Consider the following 19341-nt stretch of genomic DNA (forward strand, 5'->3'; position numbering starts at 1 on the left):
CTCAGTACGCCCTGTCCCGCTTAGAAAGGCGAAGGGATGGGGCGTGCTGAAATAAGGAGAGCCCTATGAGAAAAAGAAAACTAGCCATCTTGATCTGTTTTATTGCAGTTATAACAACGGCTTTCATGCCCGTTAAGGGATATACAAAAGCGGAGACTGGGTTTTCACTAACGAAAAGCTCAGATCAAGCTCTTCCTGACAAAACTCTGACGGTAACATTGAATGGAGATAACCTGAATGGACTCTATGCTTATGAAGCTTCCATCAAGTTCGACCCTAAAATCGTTGAGTTGGATAAAGCCGAGTCGAAGTTAGATGGTTACTTCATCACTCCGAAGGCCGAAGACGGAACCGTGACGATCGCGTTCACGAAAATCGGAAAAAAGGCAGGCGAGCAAGGGAATACAGCCTTAGCTTCTATTCAATTTAAAGGGAAAACCAAGGGAGATGCCGGCATTAAACTGGTATCCGTAAAGGCATTGGACCCGGCATTGAAAGAAACCGTTTACCAAAACAAGACGACTTTCAACGATCTTGCTGGCTATGAATGGGCAAGGATGGAGATCGAGGCTCTAGCCACATCGGGAATCATCAAGGGAACTTCATCAACCACTTTTAGCCCGGGAGCGAAGATTACCAGAGCGGACTTCGTTAGCTTGCTGGTCAGGGCGTTGGAGTTGGATGCCGAAGTCGAAGGTAACTTTAAAGATGTCAAACAGACCGATTATTATTTCAAGGAAGTTGGGATCGCCAAAAAACTCGGAATTGCTCTGGGTACAGGCGACGACAAATTTAATCCGAAGCAAACAATTACCAGACAAGACATGATGGTGACGGCTGAACGCGCTATGAAAATTGCAGGAAGAATGCTTGATGAGAAAGACTCGGATTTGAGCAGTTTCAGCGACTCCGGGGATGTATCCGCTTACGCGGTAAACGCCCTGTCCCGGTTGGTCAAGAAAGGAATCATTGAAGGCTATAACGGCATGATTATGCCTAAAGAGACAGCGATCCGGGCGGAAGCAGCCGTCATTATTTACCGGTTATTGAACATCTAAACGTCATACCTCTCATGAGGTTGTTCAGGCTACTGAACTGCCGGGAAAGGAGGTGTCAACGTTCTAATTAAGCAGCATGAAGCTCCTACATAAAAGTTAAGCGTCTTTTAACCTATTTATGAAAGGGTGGAATTAATAAAATGCGAGTATGGAGTAAACTGCTGTCCATGATTATGGTTCTAACGCTTGCCATCGCGTCAAGCCCGATAAATCCAAAGGTTCAGGCGGCGGAAGGAACTCCGCTTACCCCGGCTTTTGCCAAGACTCCCGGCAACACTAATCCGCTATTTTCACACAAGTTTGGGGCTGATCCCTATGCCATGGTTTATGACGGCAGAGTTTATATTTACATGACCAATGATATTTTTGAATACAATGCGAACGGTACAATTAAGGATAACGGATATAGTCGTATCAACAAGATTACGGTGGTTTCATCCGATGATATGGTGAACTGGACAGACCACGGAGAAATTCCTGTAGCGGGCCAGCAAGGGGCGGCCAAATGGGCAAACAATTCATGGGCTCCTGCCGCCGCTCATAAAACGATAAACGGTAAAGAGAAGTTTTTCCTGTACTTTGCGGATAGCGCAAACGGGATCGGTGTTCTTACCGCGGACAGTCCGATTGGACCGTTTACGGATCCGATCGGTAAAGCTCTGATCAGCAGAAGCACTCCAGGCGTAGAAAACGTTACATGGCTGTTCGACCCTGCCGTGCTTATGGATGATGATGGAAGCGGATACATTTATTTTGGCGGGGGAATTCCGGCCGGGAAGGATGAAGACCCGGGAACCGCGCGGGTTGCAAAGCTAGGCGATGACATGATCAGCCTGGATTTGGCAGCCAGCGGCGGGAAGGCTAAACCGATTAATCCGCCATGGCTGTTTGAAGATTCGGGAATTAACAAGTACAACGGAAAATACTACTACTCCTACAGCACAAACTTTTCCGGTCAACATCCGCCGGATATTCCAACCGGAACTATCGCATACATGGTGAGTGATCATCCGCTCGGTCCATTCACCTACGTGAAAACTATATTGCCGAATCCTGCTGTTTTCTTCGGAGTCGGAGGCAACAATCACCATGCCATGTTTGAATTTAACGGCCAATGGTACATGACTTATCATGCCCAGACCGTGGCTAAGGCCATGGCGGAGAGCGGTCTGGTACCGGAATTGGGCGGCCAGCCGCATGGGTATCGTAATGCACATATTAATAAGGTCAGTTTTGATGCAAACGGAGTGATCGAAACAATCACGGGCGATTACGCCGGGGTTCCTCAACTGAAAAATTTGGATCCTTATAAAAGAGTTGAGGCAGAAACGATCGGTTGGAACGGGGGAATATCCACCGAAACTACGACCCAGCCGGGAGGAATGGTTAACAGCATTAATCTGGCTGTAAGCAGCATCAACAATGGGGACTGGACGGCCGTTTCCAAGGTTGATTTTGGCACGGAGGGTGCAGGAACATTTACGGCAAATGTGGCTAGCGATTCCAGCGGCGGGACGATCGAACTGCATATCGATCGTGCGGATGGTCCGCTGATCGGAGTTCTGCCGATTTCCAGTACGGGCGGCGAAACCGCCTGGAAAACGAAGACAGCCAGTATTTCCGGCGCAACGGGAGTTCACGATTTATACATGGTTTACAAAGGCGCATCTACAGGTAACCTCTTCAAGGTAGATTATTGGCAGTTCGGAAAGAAGAATGCGGTTCGCGATCTTGTAGCCATCAATGCATCCGTAGATAAAAACAAAATCGATCTGGTTTCCGGAACCAACACGGCAAAAATGGAGGTTGTAGCCGTTTATAGCGATGGAACAAGTGAGGATGTTACTGCTCAGGCAAGCGCAACACCTACCCAAAGCGGTATTGTCGACATTAAGAACGGAGTAATCACCGGCGTGGGATATGGGTCAACAACCATCGATATCAGCTTCGGCGGAAAAACGGATTCGATAAATATACTCGTAAAAGACCTGAACAGTGAACTGTCGGTCAAACAGATTACGGTCGACAATCCTTCATTTGCTCTGGATACCGGGCAAAAGGCTACTTTTAAAGTCATCGCCGAGTATCAAGACGGACATAAGGAAGACGTAACCCAAAAAGCAACTTACAACAATCCAAGTCCGAATATAGCAGATGTTTCAAACGGTACGATTACTGCAAAAGCCAGCGGAACGACTCAGGTCGTCGTAAGTTATCGGGGAGAATTGGGCGAAGCGGCAACAACTGAAATTAGCGTAACCGTTAATACTCCCGCGATTGTAGCTATTGAGGCCGAAAAAGCGGCGGACAACTCGGAGGAAGCTTACGTGCACGGCACCATTGATGGCCACACTTGGTCGCTTGTCGACGGGCAGTCCTCGAAGGCGATGTTCTTCGGACCCGATACCGGCTTCAATATGTCCGGAACGGATGCAGCGACCCTCGCAACAGGCTCCAGGCTTGGATATAAGATCAATATCCCGAAAGCTGGGGCTTATCAGCTTTGGATCCTCGCCAAGAGTGTGGATTTCAATTCCGATTCTCTCCATGTCGGAGTGGATCAGCAGTATAAATTCACTTCCAACGGGATTGAGGGAATCAGCGGCGGACAATTCAAATGGGTGAATCTCAGTAACGGCGGCTCCGTCGTGCCTGGGGGAAGTCCATTAAATTTCAACACCGGCGAGCATGAATTAAATTTCTGGGGCAGGGAAGACGGACTGACGATCGACCGGATTTATTTGACGACGAGCACCTCCACGGCGGATCCTGTCTGGCCGTCCACGGAAGAGCCGGAACCGACGGAACCTGCGGCTACACTGTCGGCAACGGACAGCGTGAAGCCGGGAAGCAGCTTTACCGTCGGGGTGAACCTGAACAACCTGGAAGAAAGCATATATGCTCAGGACATTACTCTGAGCTATGATGCCGGCGTATTCGACTATATGAGCGCAACATCCGCAACGTATAATGTGGAGCTGATTACAGAGGACAAAGACACCTTAGGTGAAGTCAGACTGATCTCCGCCAATATCGGAGGCATCTCGGGAGATAGCACGCCGGTTCTGGATCTGACCTTCAAGGTGAAATCCGGGGTTCAGAACACGAGCGGTGCGATTGCAGTAACCCGGGCGGAATTGGGCACATCCGAGGGAGCCGTGATCCAGGCGGCCACGGACCGGAAGGTCATTTCCGTAGGAAGCATCGATGTGGGCGTTGACAAGACGGCACTGAACGCCGCGATTACGAATGCACAGAACTTGTATGACGCCGCAGTCGTAGGCACCCTGCCTGGTCAATATCCGCAAGCGGCTAAAGATGCCTTCGGCATTGCAATTAACGCGGCCAAAGCGGTTAAAGACAACTCGGGCGCGACGCAGTCTCAAGTCGACAGCGCCGTCACCGACCTGCTCCGTGCGGTCGATACCTTCAAGTCCGCAGTAATCAAGGAAGTATCCGCGGATCTGAACAAAGACGGAATCATCAATGTGGGCGACCTTGCGATCGTTGCTTACCATTACGGCAAGGATTCCACCAGCCCGGATTGGGAGAAAGCGAAGATCGCCGATCTGAACGGCGACCAGAAGATCGACATTACGGATTTGGCGTATGTTGCCACTAAAATAACCGACTAAAACTACCATAAGTGAGGAGGGATGGGGTGTTTTGCATGCCATCCCTCGTTCTCACACCAGCTTTGATTACGCTCAATTCCTCATATAAAACGCAAGGAGAGATGTATATCAATGAAACGGCTAAAAGGTAAAAAAGAGTCGAGGAAAAAAACGGTAATTCATATCGTATCGGTAACATTGGCGGCGAATCTGATGTCCGGTTTTTTAGGCTCCACAATTCCGGCATATGCTGCAGGGTTGGATGATTCAAAACAGCTGGAATTAAAGTTTGAAAATAATATTGCAGATTCCTCCAGTAACAGAATTCAAGGAATATTAAATGGGACGGCAAATTATGTGGATGGCAAGGTCGGTAAGGCATTACAACTAAACGGAACCAATAATTATATTGATTTAGGCACTTCAGCAGCATTACAACCACAGAACCTGACGGTTTCTTTCTGGGTGAAACCCGACTCTACGTTAAAAGGCGAACACATGATCATGTGGAACAAGCCAAGCGGAAACTGGATGGGAGAGGGATGGTATTTAAGCATCTTGAGTGATACAGTTCCGTTAAAGCTTTCAACGGGAACTGGCGTACAGGAATCGTATGTTACAGGGGATCGAAGCACCTTCTTTCCCGTTGGAGAGTGGACGCATATTGCGGTCACCTATGACAATGCAACAAAAAATGTTGGGATTTATCGTAACGGTCTAGCTCAAAAGGTTTTATATAATAAACAGGGCGGCAGCATTGCAGCAAATAATACGGATCACAAATATTTAGGATTCAACTCTCCGCTATATGGCGGAGGCTACTCCAAACTGAACGTGGACGAATTCAAAATATATAGTGTGGCAGCTACAGATGAAGCTATCCGGGGCGTTTATAAAGCGGAAGGCGGCATAATAGACGAAAAGAGGATTGCACAACAAGATTTGGATGCGATTTCTCTGCCGGAAACAACAAGGGGCAATCTTACTTTCCCGACTAAAGGCATAAACGGAAGTACCATTTCGTGGAACTCATCGAATACGGACGTGATATCAAACACAGGAGTGCTTACAGATCCAGGGGTAGATACTCCGGTCAGTATACAAGCCACTGTAACGTATGGTTCAGTCACCTTAACAAAAACATTTTCTGTTGTCGTGAAGACAAGTATATATTTAGGTGATTCGGCCAAAATCAAAAATTTCGACATGGATCAGGTAGAGGTTACCGACCCGTTTTATGTGAATGCCTTCAATAAAGATGTTGAGTATTTATTAAAGCTTGATCCGGACCGTCTTTTGTCGGGATTTAGAACCGTAGCGGGTTTACCTAAGAAAGCGGAGCTTTACAACGGTTGGGAAGGCAACTGGAGCTATCTTAGAGGGCACACCTTGGGACATTATTTGACAGCGCTATCACAGGCCTACAAACAAACGAAAGAGAATCCGGCACAGCATGCACAAATCAAGAGCAGAATTGATTACGTGATCAGTGAGCTGAAAGCATGTCAAAATGCAAGCAGTAACGGGTATGTTTTTGCAACACCGGAAACCCATTTTGATGTGATTGAAGGAAAGATCGAGGGACAAAGCTGGGTACCATGGTACACCATGCATAAAATAATTATGGGGCTTGTGGATGTTTATAAATACGAAGGAAATGGAGACGCCTTGGATATTGCGAGTAAATTGGGAGATTGGTCGTATAACAGAACTCAAACATGGAACGATTCAACGCATACAAGAGTATTGAATATTGAATATGGCGGTATAAACGACGCATTGTATGAATTATATAAATATTCCAATAATCAGAATCATTTAACAGCAGCCCATATGTTTGACGAAGATTCCCTGTTTAAGTCCATTGTCAATGGGCAAGACGTATTGGCGAATAAGCACGCGAATACACAAATCCCTAAGTTTATCGGCGCACTGAATCGCTATCGTACATTAGGTGAGGCAGAATCGTTCTACCTTGAAGCGGCGGAGAACTTTTGGGAAATGGTGGTCAATGACCATACCTACGTAACCGGCGGGAATAGCGAAAATGAGCATTTTAGAGAACCCGGGCAGTTGGATAATTACAGGAATAACATTAATGATGAAACTTGTAACGCTTATAACATGTTAAAGCTGACTAGAGAGTTGTTCAGGCTTACCGGAGATATTAAATATGCAAATTATTATGAGAAAACATTGCAAAATGAGATTATGTCCTCCATTAATCCGGAGACCGGCATGAGTACGTACTTTAAACCGATGGGTACAGGTTATTTTAAAGTATTCTCTACCGAGTTCGATAGTTTCTGGTGCGATACGGGAAGCGGGATGGAGAATTTTACGAAACTGGATGACAGTATCTATTTTCACACCGAACAAGAACTTTATGTCAACATGTACTTGAGTTCGAAATTGAACTGGACCGAAAAGGGTCTTCAATTGACTCAGGCAACGGATATTCCCCAAAGCGACAAAGCAACGTTTACAATTAATGCCGCACCTTCCGAAGCCGTTACGATTAAATTCAGATCGCCGGAGTGGGTTGCAAAAGGCCAAAAAGTAGCTATGAAGATCAACGGAGAAACAATGAGTGCGGAAGCATCCGAAGGATATATGGATATCCACCGAGTATGGAAGACAGGGGATGTTGTTGAATTGACGTTTCCTTTAGAAGTCCAAGTCTCAACTCTTCAAGATAATCCTGAAGCGGCAGCATTTACTTATGGTCCTCTTGTTTTAAGCGCGGGACTTGGAACAGAGCAAATGGTCGCCATTCCGCATCTTGCTTCACAGAAAGCAAATTTACCTGCGGGCGTTACCTTCAAGGATTACATCCTTATTAAGGATGGCAATGTTAATGATTGGGTCCGTGATATTAACAATAATTTGGTTAAGACGGAAGGTAAACTGGAATTCACACTGCGGAATACAGATGAAGATAACCACTTGAAATTTACGCCCTACTATACTTTGTACAAGGAAAGATACGGGATTTACTTCTATTTATCCGCATTGGATTCACCGACTTTCCAGAAAAACATTTTGAATAAAAAGACGGCCGCGAAAAAGGCGATTGCCAAGATCGATGAGGTACAAATTACGAATGATCAGCACGAATTGGCACATAATCTGCAAGGAAATACGGGAGGAGGTTCCTTCGGGGGCGAACAATACCGGCAAGCTTGGAGCGGGACATCCGGAGCCGCCTGGCTTAGTTATGATATGGCCGTCGATCCTTCCGTAACGAATTATATATCTACCAGATACCATAGCGGTGATAAAGGAAGAACCTTTAATGTTTATGTGGACGGTAGTCTTATTAAGGAAGAAACCATAGAAGCTAAAACCCCTGATCAATTCTATGATGTTAGATATCAAATCCCGGCAAATTTGTTGGCGGGAAAATCTAAAGTAACCGTAAAGTTTGCCAATAGAGGCTCGAGCTACGTCGGCAGATTATTCGGTACGGTTTCCATTTTGAAGGATTATAACAATAGCACGAACCTCCAAAGTGTCACAGCCGATGGAACACCGGCGACATTAAAGGATAACCATTATTCCGTTTCTGTTCCCAAAAATGCTGCCGAGTCATTCGTCAAATTCACTCCTGAGAACGCAAATGCTTTGGTATATGTTAATGATGTATTAATTGACGATACCGCAGAAAGAAAAATCTCCTTACCAACCGATTTGACCACTTTGAACATCAGAGTGGTAGCTGAAGATGGAGTAACAGAACGGGCTTATACTGTTAGCATCAATAAGCAAGCACAAGAAGTAACGGCTGCACTTTCAGCAGACAGCAGTGTGAAGGCTGGTAGCAGCTTTAAAGTTGCAGTTCATCTGAACAGCGTTACCCAAAGTGTTTATGCCCAAGACTTCACTTTAACCTATGATGCCAAAGTGTTTGACTATGTAATTGCGGCAGGTGCGAACAACACCATCCAAGTTGTAAAAGAGGATAAGGCGAATGCCGGGGAACTTCGACTGATCTCCGCCAATATCGGAGGCATTTCAGGAGCGAGCACGCCAGTTCTGGATCTGACTTTTAAGGTGAAATCCGGTGTTCAGAACACAAGCGGTGCGATTGCAGTAACCCGGGCGGAATTGGGAACATCCGAGGGAGCCGTGGTCCAGGCGGGCACAGACCGGAAGGTCATTTCTGTTGGAAGCACCGATGTTGGCGTCGATAAGACGGCACTGAACACTGCGATTACGAATGCACAGAACTTGTATAACGCCGCAGTCGTAGGCACGCTGCCTGGTCAATATCCGCAAGCGGCCAAAGATGCCTTCGGCATTGCGATTAACGCAGCTAAAGCGGTGAAAGACAACTCGGGCGCTACGCAGTCTCAGGTTGACGGTGCCGTCACTGATCTGCTGCGTGCAATTGACATCTTCAAGTCCGCAGTCATTAAGGAAGTATCCGCGGACCTGAACAAAGACGGAGTCATCAATGTGGGCGACCTTGCGATCGTTGCTTACCATTACGGTAAGAATTCCGCCAGCCAGGATTGGGCGAAAGCGAAGATCGCCGATCTGAACGGCGACAACAAGATCGACATTACGGATCTTGCGTTCGTCGCTACTAAAATATTGGATTGATTTACAGTTGATCGTTAGGTTATATTGACTGTATAACCATTGTAAAATTTTGTTAAGTGAATTATAGGAATTGCATTTATCTTAACTTAGGGGATAATTTATCGATGATTCATCAGCGTGAATGTCCCGTGGAGACGCTCATCCATGTTTTAGGCGGCAAATGGAAGCCCATGATTTTATGGAATTTAATAGAATCAACGAAGCGATTCAACGATCTTGAGAAGCTTATTCCTAATGTTTCACAAAAAATGCTTTCCCAACATCTCCGGGACTTGGAACGGGAAGGCATTGTCGATAGAACAGTCTACCCTTCGATTCCTCCAAAAGTCGAATATTCGCTCAGTGAGTATGGAAGAACTTTAATTCCAGTAGCTGAAGTGATGTGCGCTTGGGGAGAAAATCACAATAAGCGGAAATATGAAGAGCCGGCCTCTTAAAGCTGGTATGTAAACTCTTCACGAATTTAAAACAATACCAAACAAGCTGCCAGGAGATGCCGGGCAGCTTTGTTTGGTTTCCTTTTTTTCCTGATCATCCCTTATGCCCCGTAAAACTTACTTTTAAGTAAGTATCCCACTTATTAGTGGGTTCTTAACATCATTTGGAAGCGATGCTAAGCTTGCATTAACCAAATATTAGGGGCTACTAAAGAGGAGGTAAAACAATGAAAATTATTGTTTTCGGAGCTACGGGGAATACAGGGAGAAGAGTGCTGGTACAAGGAATAAATAGAGGACATGAAATGACCGCTTTCGTGCGAAATGCCGAGAAGCTTTATGATCAACTTGGAGAACTCGCCTCAAGTCGGGTGAGAGTGATTGAAGATGATATTTTGGATCCGGTCAGCGTCAGTGAGGCACTTGCGCATCAAGACGCCGCTATTATTGCAGCCGGTCATGCGGGCCAAGGAGAAGAGTTTGTCCGTATCGTCGATAATATTGTAAGCCAATGCGAATCCCAGCGAAGTTTCTCCGGCCGGGTATGGGTGATGGGGGGCGCCGGTCTCTTGAATATTCCGCATACGGAGCTGATCGGCAACAATTTACCCGGCTTCCCTCCCGAGTACAAAAATCATAACCGGAACTTCGAAAGGCTGCAAAGATCTGAACTCGATTGGTCCGTGATGTGTCCGGGAACCATGATCGATTCAATAGAGCATCCTGGTCCAGTTAATCTACATGTAACAACGGAAATCCTTCCCGTTCCGGTTCCTGAGGTAATCAAGGAATATTCCGAGGCAGAAATAGCCGGCTACCTGTTCAGCCGATTTCAGGAGTTAAATGTTGCTTATGACGATGTCGCAAAGTGTATGCTGGACCACATTGATCTCGGAGGACCGTTTAAAAGAAAAAGGGTCGGTCTAGCCTATCTAAATAATATTCCGGTGCGCTAAGGAGAATGGGGATTATGGGTTTGTTTAGTGTACTGCTCGTTTTGCATATATCGGCTTCGATCGCTATCATTGGACCCGCATTTCTGATGCCTTTTATTCGAAGATCCGCTAGAACTGTCGGCCAGATGCAATTTACATTAGGTATAACGACCAAACTTGCGATCCTGCTTAAAATTGGCGGAGTTGTCCTTGGTATAACCGGGGTTGGCCTTATGATCACCACCAAGATGGGGTTATCCCAAATTTGGTTAAATGTATCAATTCTTTTATCGCTGCTTATGGTCGTCAAGCCATTTTAATGATGCCGAAGTTATTCAAGATCATTCCGCCTATAGAGCCCGTGCCCAGCACGGGCTATTGGTCTTGGTTTTGTCATGTTCATAAGATGGGCAAGCTGATGAGAACGGCTTGGAATAAAATTGACGGGCCACTGAATTGAAGTTAAAGCCGCTAATGTATTTTAAGGAGGTAATGTTGCTATGGCAGATGTAAGTTCTATGATTGCTATCACTGGAATCGGCACCGCGTTGCCGCCTTATCGGATGGACCAGGCTGATACGGCACGACGGATCGTTGACGCGCTGAGTAATAACCCGGATTCAGGCCGTTGGGCCAGAAGAATATTCAAACAGTGCGGTGTCGAAAGCCGCTATACATGCGAGCCTGATCTTTTGCTGGAAGCATCGGTATGCCGTTATTTGCCGCAAGAAGATTCTTCGATGGTACCGTCAACGGCTGAACGGATGGCAGTTTATAAACGGGAATCTGTCCCTCTCGCTACATCTGCCGCGAGAGCGGCCTTAGCAGATGCAAAGATGGATGCAGATCAGATTACACATCTGATCACGGTTAGCTGCACCGGGCAATTTCTTCCGGGTATCGATGCGGCCTTGATTCGAGAGCTAGGGCTTGTGCCTTCGGTCATGCGAATTCCACTTACTTTCATCGGATGCGCAGCCGGGATGAAGGCGATATGTTTGTCGAAGCAGCTGGTGTCCGGAGATCCGAAGGCGAACGTACTGATTGTGTGCGTGGAACTATGCACCTTACATATTCAGCCTTCCGGGGATCGGGAAGCTTTGTTCGGAGCATCTTTCTTCGGCGATGGAGCTTCGGCTTGCGTAATCGGCGCGTCCTCTTCGCAGCATCAACATGTTTACCAACTGGGTGATGAGCGTTCGGTGCTGCTGCCTGAAAGCGCCGATGAAATGATTTGGGAGATCGGCAATGATGGGTTCGACCTATATCTGTCCCCGAATATTCCGAGATTGATTGGCAATCATGTTCCAGCCGAAGTAGCTCATCTCGGTGGGGACGAGCCTCCTGAATTATGGGCGATTCATCCGGGAGGCAAAGGTATTATTGAAGCGTTGCAATCGAATTATGGTCTAAGGGATGAACAGGTTGCGCCAAGTCTCGGTGTCCTTCGAGAGATTGGAAATGTGTCATCCGCAACGATTTTGTTTGTATTGAAGAAGATGAGGGAACAGCTGCAGGAGCAAGGTACGGAGCGTGCATCCGGTCTTGCGTTAGCCTTCGGACCAGGTTTGACGGCGGAGATGATCAAAATTACTTACGTTGCTTCCGACGTGCCATCCAAGCTCAGTACGGAGAATACGGAATATGTTTCCTAAACTGCATCAGCGGGCATCGGCGGCTGAACTGATGGACGATTTCACAAGTGGCGGGGAGGAGCTTCGTGAGGCATTACGCGAACTTCGCCGTTTAAATAGGCTGTTCGCGGCCAGCGCGCCAACACTATATGGAGTAAAACAGCTGTGGCGCGAGGCGGGCAAACCGAAGCAGCTCTCCATTACAGACGTCGGCGCCGGCTCCGGTGATGTGAATCGACGCGTTCTGCAATGGGCATCGAAGCAAGGCGTTACGGTGATGATTACACTGGTCGATATGACGGAAGAAGCCTGCGCCGAAGCGCGACAATTGTATATGGATGAGCCGCGCGTTCAGGTTGTGCGCGGCAATTTGTTTACACTCCCTGAGGCGAGCACGGATATCGTGACTGGCACACAGCTTCTGCATCATTTTTCAGAGGAAGAGCTGCCCCATGCCGTTGCAAGCTTGCTGCGGGCGGCTCGGCTTGGCGTTGTCGTAAATGATATCCATCGGCACTGGATCGCCTGGACAGCGGTATGGCTTGCGACCCGGGCGATTTCATCGAACAAGTATATCTTGAATGACGGACCTTTGTCCGTGGCGAAAGGCTTCCGCTCGCAGGATTGGAAGCGTCTTAAGCAAGCAATGGGAATCAATCAGATGTTGTATTCATGGCGGCCGTTGTTTCGTTATGCCGTCGTAATCGGTAAGCCTGATTCATACTTAAGCGGACGGGAATGATCGAATTGGAGCATTCTGTAGATGTCGTCGTTCTCGGGGGAGGAATCTCGGGAAGCTGTATCGCTAAGGCACTCGCGGATAAGCAGTGGGATACGGCCTTGATTGACCGGAGGAATTTCCCGCGTCATAAGGTGTGCGGGGAATTCCTCTCGCCAGAAGCGCAGAGCACGCTGAACGCTCTAGGATTAACCGATTCGCTCGAATCTCTAAATCCAACGCGGATTGAAAGGGCACAGCTCATCTTCGAGCAGGGCCGTGAAATTGAGCTTCCGGTCCCTGGTGCTGCCTGGGGACTTAGCCGATACAGAATGGATGAGGCGTTGCATTCAGCCGCGATGCAGGCTGGAGCACAGCTGCACCTATCGACCACGGTTACGGGAGTTGAACAGCATGGGGAAGGTTATATCGTCCGAACGAAACGGGGAACGGATACGAACCTGTTCCATGCCAGAGCTGTCATTGCGGCTTGGGGAACGAATTCACGGGTTGCGAATCCAGGACATCGTCCCGATGCAGCCGCTTCGCGCCAGCAAGCTTACATTGGCGTTAAAACTCATTATGCTGGATTAAGGATGGGGCCGGTGATTGAAATGTACTTCTTCCAAGGTGGTTATTTAGGGTTATGTCCGGTTGATGATGGCCGTGTAAATGCTGCGGCGCTGTTGAACCGCAGCGAATTTGGGAAGACGGGCAAATCGGTGATGTCAATTCTGGAAGCAGCGATTCAGCGCAACCGGAGACTCGCCGAGCGGCTAGCGACAGCTGTGCCTGTCCCTGATTCGCAAGCTGCCATTGCTCCCGTCTATCTTCAGTATAAGCCATCGCCATGGAACGGGCTTCCCCGAATAGGCGACGCCGCCGCGACGATCGCTCCGCTGTGCGGTGACGGCATGTCGATGGCGCTGCGCTCCGCTGCTTTATGCGCTCCGCTCGCCGACAGTTATTTGCGGGGATGCATTTCACTTCTGGAATGGGAACAACGATATACGCAAGTGATCCAGCAGGAGTTCGCCAGTCCATTAAGATGGGGCAGCCTGCTGCAATGGCTTGTGAGCAAGCCTGTCGTTCATCAGCTTGTGCCAAGCGCGGCCCGATTGGCGCCTCTGCTGGAAAACAGTTTATTCCGAGCGACAAGATTAAAGCCGATGGAACCGCTGGAATAAAGAAATATAACATCAACTATTCGGAGTTGGAAGGCTGTCGAGAAAATCTCGACAGCCTTCCTTTTCATATGTCGGGCTCACGGAAAAGGTAATAAACGATTTAAACAATTGTCTGCCTTTCATCATGGTCTGCATGTCAGCTATGATTTAAATAATCAGATCCTTATACCGGATAATTCGATAAGGGTGCTAACGGCACATGCAGGTTTCACATTGATAAATGGATCGGGGGAATTCTTTATTAACGATATAATAGCCGAAACTCTAACACAGGTATTAAGCAAAATGCTTAATACAGAAATAGCTCACGTTGATTTCCAGACCAAACAGTTACATGGCGGAACAGTGGGTGAGGTACAACTTGTATCAGGCAATGCAAAAACCGCTGACGGCGGGACATTGCCCTATAAAATCGTAGTAAAAACGCAAAAGAAGTGGGAACGCTATGGCGATCCCCAATCTTGGCGCAGGGAATATGATTTTTATAAATCCAATTTCGGTGCTCTGTTCTCCGAATCGTTTCGTTGGCCTGAATGTTATCATGCTGAAATGAGCGAAGAAGAAAACGAAACCCAGATTTGGATGGAGTATATCGAGGGTATATCAGGCTTAGACTTGACTGGCGATATGTATGAACATGCAGCCGAGGGATTAGGACGGTTCCAAGGTCAGTTATATGCCGAACAGCCTGCTTTTTTGCAGAACATGACCAACCTGAGCAAAGTGGATTATATGAAGAACTTCTATTTTCATTATCGGTCATGGAATAGAGTGTATGATTATATACGCTCCGACGATTGTGAAATTCCGAAACACATATGTAATATGCTCATCGAAATTGATGAAAGCTCTGACGAAATAATCAATCGTATAGGAAAACTGCCCATCGTACTGTGCCACAGAGATTTTTGGGTAACGAACTTAATCTATTCGGACGGTAAAATTACACTCATCGATTGGGATACTACGGGTTGGGGCTATCTAGGCGAAGATATGGCAAGTCTTATCGCGGACGAAGCGGATATTGAACACATGGTTGAATACTACCATAGATGTATCCCGGCGTATTACAAAGGCTTTTCGGAATATGCGGATATTTCACACATAGCGGATAACTGCATTTATGAGATGATTTTACTTATGTTCGGATACAGGCTTGTAGAGTGGTTTATGGACGCAGCATCAGGAAACAAACTTCAAGAAACGAATGACGAAAGAACACTGCATCTTCTTACCTTGCAGAAAATCTTTGAGATGCGGAATGAACAATGATTGATACTTAATAAGAACATGTAGCAGCGGCAGCCTGGTGGCTGTCGTTGTTTTTGTATGATTTTATTGACTGTAATATTACACCGGTGTAATATATCAATATAGGATAATTATGGAAGGATACTTTTATGGACATTACTAATGTTGAATTTATGCTTTTACAGATTATCTGTGAGCGGAAGGAGGCTTCCGGTTATGAAATCAATCAGTTAATCAAAGAACGGGGTTACAGGGAATGGGTAGATATGGGTACTACTTCTATTTATGTCGGTCTAAAAAAATTAAGCAACAAGCAACTTGTTAATTCCTATTTAGATACAACCAAACAAGGAAAAGGGCCCATGCCAAAGAAATTTGAAGTAACAAATCATGGTGTGGCATTACTTAAACAAATTACCTTGGAGTACTTATCTACTTCACGTGAAAGAGATAATAAATTCGATTTAGCTCTTGCAGCCATTCCGTTCTTGACCACTAATGAAGTTGTGACAGCACTTCAAAAGAGAAATGATTTCCTTACTCATGTTGCTAGCAACATTAATGAAAAGTTTGAATCACAAGGCGGATTAAGACTGCCTTTGCACGTTCAAGCATTATTCAGACATCCTCTTTTGCTAATTAAACATGAAATTGAGTTTATGGAAATCTTAATCAAGGACTTATTAGAAATAAATGATGATAGGAGAATGGATGAATGATCATAAAGAATTTCTCTCCTTTTTCTGGCGAACACTGTGAAACCACAGCTACCGGAACCTTGCTAAAAAGTTTAGGAATTGAACTGTCTGAGGCGATGTTGTTTGGTATTGGCGGAGGGTTGGGCTTTATTTATTGGGATATGAAAAATATGGACTTTCCGTTCATCGGGGGAAGGATTAAACCTGATCTGCTGACCCGTAATATTGTCAACAACTTAAATCTTCAGATGGAAGTAAAAGAGACTTCATCCCCGAAAAAGGCATGGGAAAATGTTAAGGAGAACGTAGACCAAGGAAATATAGTAGGATTAAAGCTTGACTGTTACCACTTGGATTATTTCACGAACAAGGTGCATTTTGCCGGCCATTATGTCGCCATGTATGGATATGACGATCATTATGCGTATTTAGTTGACACAAGACAACAGGGCGGAATGGAGGGTTTGGTAAAAACAAGTCTTGAGAATTTGGCATTAGCAAGAAATGAAAAAGGCCAAATGTCTTCAAAAAATCTATCTTATACTATCCGGAAAATAGAGGACGTACCTGATTTAAGAAATGTGATTATAAAAGCGATCCTAGAGAACGCTAATGATTATATTAACCCGCCTATCAAAAATTTGGGCTATAAAGGTATTAAGAAAACAAGTGTTGAGATCAATAAATGGCTTGAAAGAAGTAAAAACATCGAAGATGATTTAGTACTAACAGCTACCTTAATGGAACGCGGAGGAACCGGGGGTTCTCTCTTTAGAAATATGTACAGAGACTTCTTAAAGGAGTGTTTGACTATATTTGATTATGCTCCACTACAAAATGCATATGATCTCTTTTCCGAGATTGCTCCAATGTGGGAGGAGGTATCTGAACTGATCCGAAAAGCCGGGGAAAGCCAAGAAATACGATGTTTAAATCAGGCTTCAGATCTTCTTTTGGAATTATCAAATAAAGAATATGAGGCGATGAATCAACTATCCAGAATCAGTTAAAGTAGCTATTCCACTGCGTGTATTTTGCAAAAAAATAATAACTGGGATATTACTGAAATAGCAGCCGGTAACGGTTGCTTTTTCTTTTTTGCGAGCATGATTAAGCTTGTAACTTCGCATGTTAGTCATGTCACATAACATTCACAATAAATTTGATATCTATGAAAAATATCACTCGAATGAGCTATATCATACCGTATTGGTTTGATTTATTCTTTTTGTGGAGAGAATTATTAAAAATACTCTACTGAAAAGGAGGATAACTATCCATTTCACTAACCTAAAATATACATTTATAAGAAAGAGCCCATTCATTTGCATTGCTTTTGCAGCTATATTAATTAATCTATCTTGGGATTTAACAGAAGTAGATGCTGATGAAGGATCTATTCCTTCACTTCAGGAAATTGTCGACAGGGCGAAGCCTGGGGAACGCATTGTGTTATCGGATGCGGAATTTTCCGGACCAATCTTGATTAATAAGAAATTAACTATTCAGGCCTTGGAGGGTGTTTCGCTAATCAACGAATCTCTTGAACCTGCAATAACCATACAAGCTGAAGGGGTAACCGTTCAGGGAATCCGAGTCTTACAAAAGCAAACAGGCGAAGAATCCACAGCCGTTTCAGTTCAAGCAAATGGAGTCGTTTTAAGAAATTTAAAGATCACAACACGCGGATATGGAATTCTTTTACGCGATTCCGTTGATGGCGTATTGGAAGATAACTTGATCTCTTGGGATAGTAGTCAAGGACCTTCCACCTTAGGAGAGAAGGGAAATGGAATTGACCTTTTCAACTCAAGTGATACCCGAATCGAAAACAATAGGATCGTGAATATGCGGGACGGAATTTATCTGGATAACAGCAAGGATTTGAACATCTTTAAAAACAAAATATTGGGATCACGTTATGGCATTCATTGCATGTATATTGATGGAACAAAAATTATCGGAAATATCGGCGAATACAATGTCACCGGAGCAATGATTATGGGTGTACGCGATGTAGTAGTTTCGGACAACTCCTTCGTCAAGCAAAGGAACAATGTAAATTCGCAAGGCATTCTGCTTTATGACGTTCAAAGATCTATCGTTGAAAAGAATGATATTGAAGGGAACCGTGTCGGAATCTATCTTGAACGTTCCAGTCAAAACGAACTGAGAAACAACTCCATTTACAGAAATTTTGTAGGCATCCAATTTGTAAACGCAGAGAAAAACTTCATTCATGACAATGATTTTGTTGCCAATGTTATTGAGGCGGAAGCAATGGATAGCGAATCAAATCAAATTGAGCAAAACTTTTGGGATACTGCCCAGGTTCTCGATATGAACAATGATGGGAATAGCGATATCCAATATTCAATCAACCCGTTCTACCGCAATTTAATTTCTGAAACTCCGGCCTTTCAACTTTTTTTTCAATCGCCTGGAATCAGTTTCTTAAGCGGAATGTATGAGCAAGATAATCAGCATAGCTGGACCACGGACAGTTCGCCGAGACTGAAACTGAATCAACCCGTACTGACATCGAACTCTATCGTTGAGGACAAACCGCTTCCAGATAAAGTTTTCTTGATGATAGTTTCTTCAATGCTGTTGTTGATATCCATATTAACCATACTCTATTCAAGGGGGCAAAAAACATGAAAAAGGGAATCTTTGCTTTGAGTTTAGTTTTAGTCTTAATTGCCATCACCGGCTGTGGAAAGAAAACGTATCAACCTCAAGCTATCAATGAGGATGTCGATGTATGCGTAATCTGTAACATGCAGGTCAAGGATGATGCTTTTGCAACCCAAATCGTAACGAAGGAAGGCAAGAGCCTCAAGTTTGACGATATCGGATGCATGAATGAATGGAAATCGAAAAATGGCACCAGTGAAATCGGAATGGCGTATGTCCGTGACTACAATGATAAAGAATGGATCGAATACGGCAAAGCAGCTTATGTCTATGACGCCTCCATTCGTACGCCTATGGCATATGGGCTTATAAGTTTTAAAGACCAAAAATCCGCGGAACAATTTATTCAGGAGCAGGGTGTGGGCCAAATGCTGAGCTCGGAGGAACTCGCTAACCATACATGGGAACAAAGTAATGACATGATGGACATGCATAGCGACGGAGAAGGCCATGATCATTCCCACACCCATGATGAAAATATGAGTGAAGACAAATCGGGACATTGAT

Annotated in this window: 14 protein-coding genes and 1 pseudogene; all 15 read left to right on the forward strand. The window is 45.4% G+C overall.

The genetic code is table 11. The features are described 5' to 3' along the window. The first annotated feature begins 65 nt into the window (after window positions 1-65). The 15 genes and pseudogenes from KB559_RS04185 (at window position 66) to KB559_RS04250 (ending at window position 19340) form a co-directional block, all read left to right on the forward strand. Entirely contained in the window at window positions 66-1058 is a 993-nt protein-coding gene (locus KB559_RS04185) for an S-layer homology domain-containing protein (protein WP_211020468.1), read from the forward strand. Window positions 1059-1198: 140 nt separating this feature from the next. Further along, window positions 1199-2773, forward strand: a pseudogene (locus KB559_RS25545) (glycoside hydrolase family 43 protein); the annotation flags it as partial. A 1230-nt stretch (window positions 2774-4003) separates the two neighbouring features. Next, on the forward strand, window positions 4004-4693 hold the full coding sequence (locus tag KB559_RS25550) for a dockerin type I domain-containing protein (protein ID WP_481856433.1): 690 nt from the start codon (window positions 4004-4006) through the stop codon (window positions 4691-4693). A gap of 111 nt (window positions 4694-4804) precedes the next feature. After that, window positions 4805-9277: a beta-L-arabinofuranosidase domain-containing protein gene (locus tag KB559_RS04195; protein WP_211020470.1), complete on the forward strand. Its 4473-nt coding sequence runs from the start codon at window positions 4805-4807 to the stop codon at window positions 9275-9277. A gap of 104 nt (window positions 9278-9381) precedes the next feature. Continuing rightward, on the forward strand, window positions 9382-9714 hold the full coding sequence (locus KB559_RS04200; protein ID WP_211020471.1) for a winged helix-turn-helix transcriptional regulator: 333 nt from the start codon (window positions 9382-9384) through the stop codon (window positions 9712-9714). A gap of 227 nt (window positions 9715-9941) precedes the next feature. Continuing rightward, entirely contained in the window at window positions 9942-10670 is a 729-nt protein-coding gene (locus KB559_RS04205) for an NAD(P)-dependent oxidoreductase (protein WP_211020472.1), read from the forward strand. 14 nt (window positions 10671-10684) lie between these two features. Continuing rightward, entirely contained in the window at window positions 10685-10969 is a 285-nt protein-coding gene (locus tag KB559_RS04210) for a hypothetical protein (protein WP_247681571.1), read from the forward strand. 180 nt (window positions 10970-11149) lie between these two features. Further along, window positions 11150-12304 (forward strand): type III polyketide synthase, encoded by a 1155-nt coding sequence (locus KB559_RS04215; protein WP_211020473.1) that lies wholly within the window; start codon window positions 11150-11152, stop codon window positions 12302-12304. After that, window positions 12294-13025 (forward strand): methyltransferase domain-containing protein, encoded by a 732-nt coding sequence (locus KB559_RS04220; RefSeq protein WP_211020474.1) that lies wholly within the window; start codon window positions 12294-12296, stop codon window positions 13023-13025. Before KB559_RS04215 ends, KB559_RS04220 begins: the two co-directional genes overlap by 11 nt. Window positions 13026-13030: 5 nt before the next feature. Continuing rightward, entirely contained in the window at window positions 13031-14188 is a 1158-nt protein-coding gene (locus KB559_RS04225) for an NAD(P)/FAD-dependent oxidoreductase (protein ID WP_211020475.1), read from the forward strand. A gap of 285 nt (window positions 14189-14473) precedes the next feature. Then, on the forward strand, window positions 14474-15460 hold the full coding sequence (locus KB559_RS04230) for an aminoglycoside phosphotransferase family protein (RefSeq protein ID WP_211020947.1): 987 nt from the start codon (window positions 14474-14476) through the stop codon (window positions 15458-15460). Between the two features lie 128 nt (window positions 15461-15588). Further along, entirely contained in the window at window positions 15589-16158 is a 570-nt protein-coding gene (locus KB559_RS04235) for a PadR family transcriptional regulator (RefSeq protein ID WP_211020476.1), read from the forward strand. Further along, window positions 16155-17147: a BtrH N-terminal domain-containing protein gene (locus KB559_RS04240; RefSeq protein WP_211020477.1), complete on the forward strand. Its 993-nt coding sequence runs from the start codon at window positions 16155-16157 to the stop codon at window positions 17145-17147. Before KB559_RS04235 ends, KB559_RS04240 begins: the two co-directional genes overlap by 4 nt. Window positions 17148-17367: 220 nt before the next feature. Further along, a complete protein-coding gene (locus KB559_RS04245; RefSeq protein ID WP_348772882.1) occupies window positions 17368-18798 on the forward strand; it encodes a right-handed parallel beta-helix repeat-containing protein in 1431 nt (476 codons plus the stop codon). Continuing rightward, entirely contained in the window at window positions 18795-19340 is a 546-nt protein-coding gene (locus KB559_RS04250; protein ID WP_211020478.1) for a nitrous oxide reductase accessory protein NosL, read from the forward strand. The genes KB559_RS04245 and KB559_RS04250 overlap by 4 nt, the downstream gene beginning before the upstream one ends. Window position 19341 lies beyond the last annotated feature (1 nt).

Origin of the sequence: Paenibacillus sp. Marseille-P2973 (assembly GCF_018101095.1) — a bacterium.
GTDB lineage: Bacteria > Bacillota > Bacilli > Paenibacillales > Paenibacillaceae > Fontibacillus > Fontibacillus vini.

Bases quoted from the DNA above. Each gene is read 5' to 3' on its own strand.
- KB559_RS04185 (WP_211020468.1), top strand. From the start codon at position 66: ATGAGAAAAAGAAAACTAGCCATCTTGATCTGTTTTATTGCAGTTATA.
- KB559_RS25550 (WP_481856433.1), top strand. From the start codon at position 4,004: ATGAGCGCAACATCCGCAACGTATAATGTGGAGCTGATTACAGAGGAC.
- KB559_RS04195 (WP_211020470.1), top strand. From the start codon at position 4,805: ATGAAACGGCTAAAAGGTAAAAAAGAGTCGAGGAAAAAAACGGTAATT.
- KB559_RS04200 (WP_211020471.1), top strand. From the start codon at position 9,382: ATGATTCATCAGCGTGAATGTCCCGTGGAGACGCTCATCCATGTTTTA.
- KB559_RS04205 (WP_211020472.1), top strand. From the start codon at position 9,942: ATGAAAATTATTGTTTTCGGAGCTACGGGGAATACAGGGAGAAGAGTG.
- KB559_RS04210 (WP_247681571.1), top strand. From the start codon at position 10,685: ATGGGTTTGTTTAGTGTACTGCTCGTTTTGCATATATCGGCTTCGATC.
- KB559_RS04215 (WP_211020473.1), top strand. From the start codon at position 11,150: ATGGCAGATGTAAGTTCTATGATTGCTATCACTGGAATCGGCACCGCG.
- KB559_RS04220 (WP_211020474.1), top strand. From the start codon at position 12,294: ATGTTTCCTAAACTGCATCAGCGGGCATCGGCGGCTGAACTGATGGAC.
- KB559_RS04230 (WP_211020947.1), top strand. From the start codon at position 14,474: ATGCTTAATACAGAAATAGCTCACGTTGATTTCCAGACCAAACAGTTA.
- KB559_RS04235 (WP_211020476.1), top strand. From the start codon at position 15,589: ATGGACATTACTAATGTTGAATTTATGCTTTTACAGATTATCTGTGAG.
- KB559_RS04240 (WP_211020477.1), top strand. From the start codon at position 16,155: ATGATCATAAAGAATTTCTCTCCTTTTTCTGGCGAACACTGTGAAACC.
- KB559_RS04250 (WP_211020478.1), top strand. From the start codon at position 18,795: ATGAAAAAGGGAATCTTTGCTTTGAGTTTAGTTTTAGTCTTAATTGCC.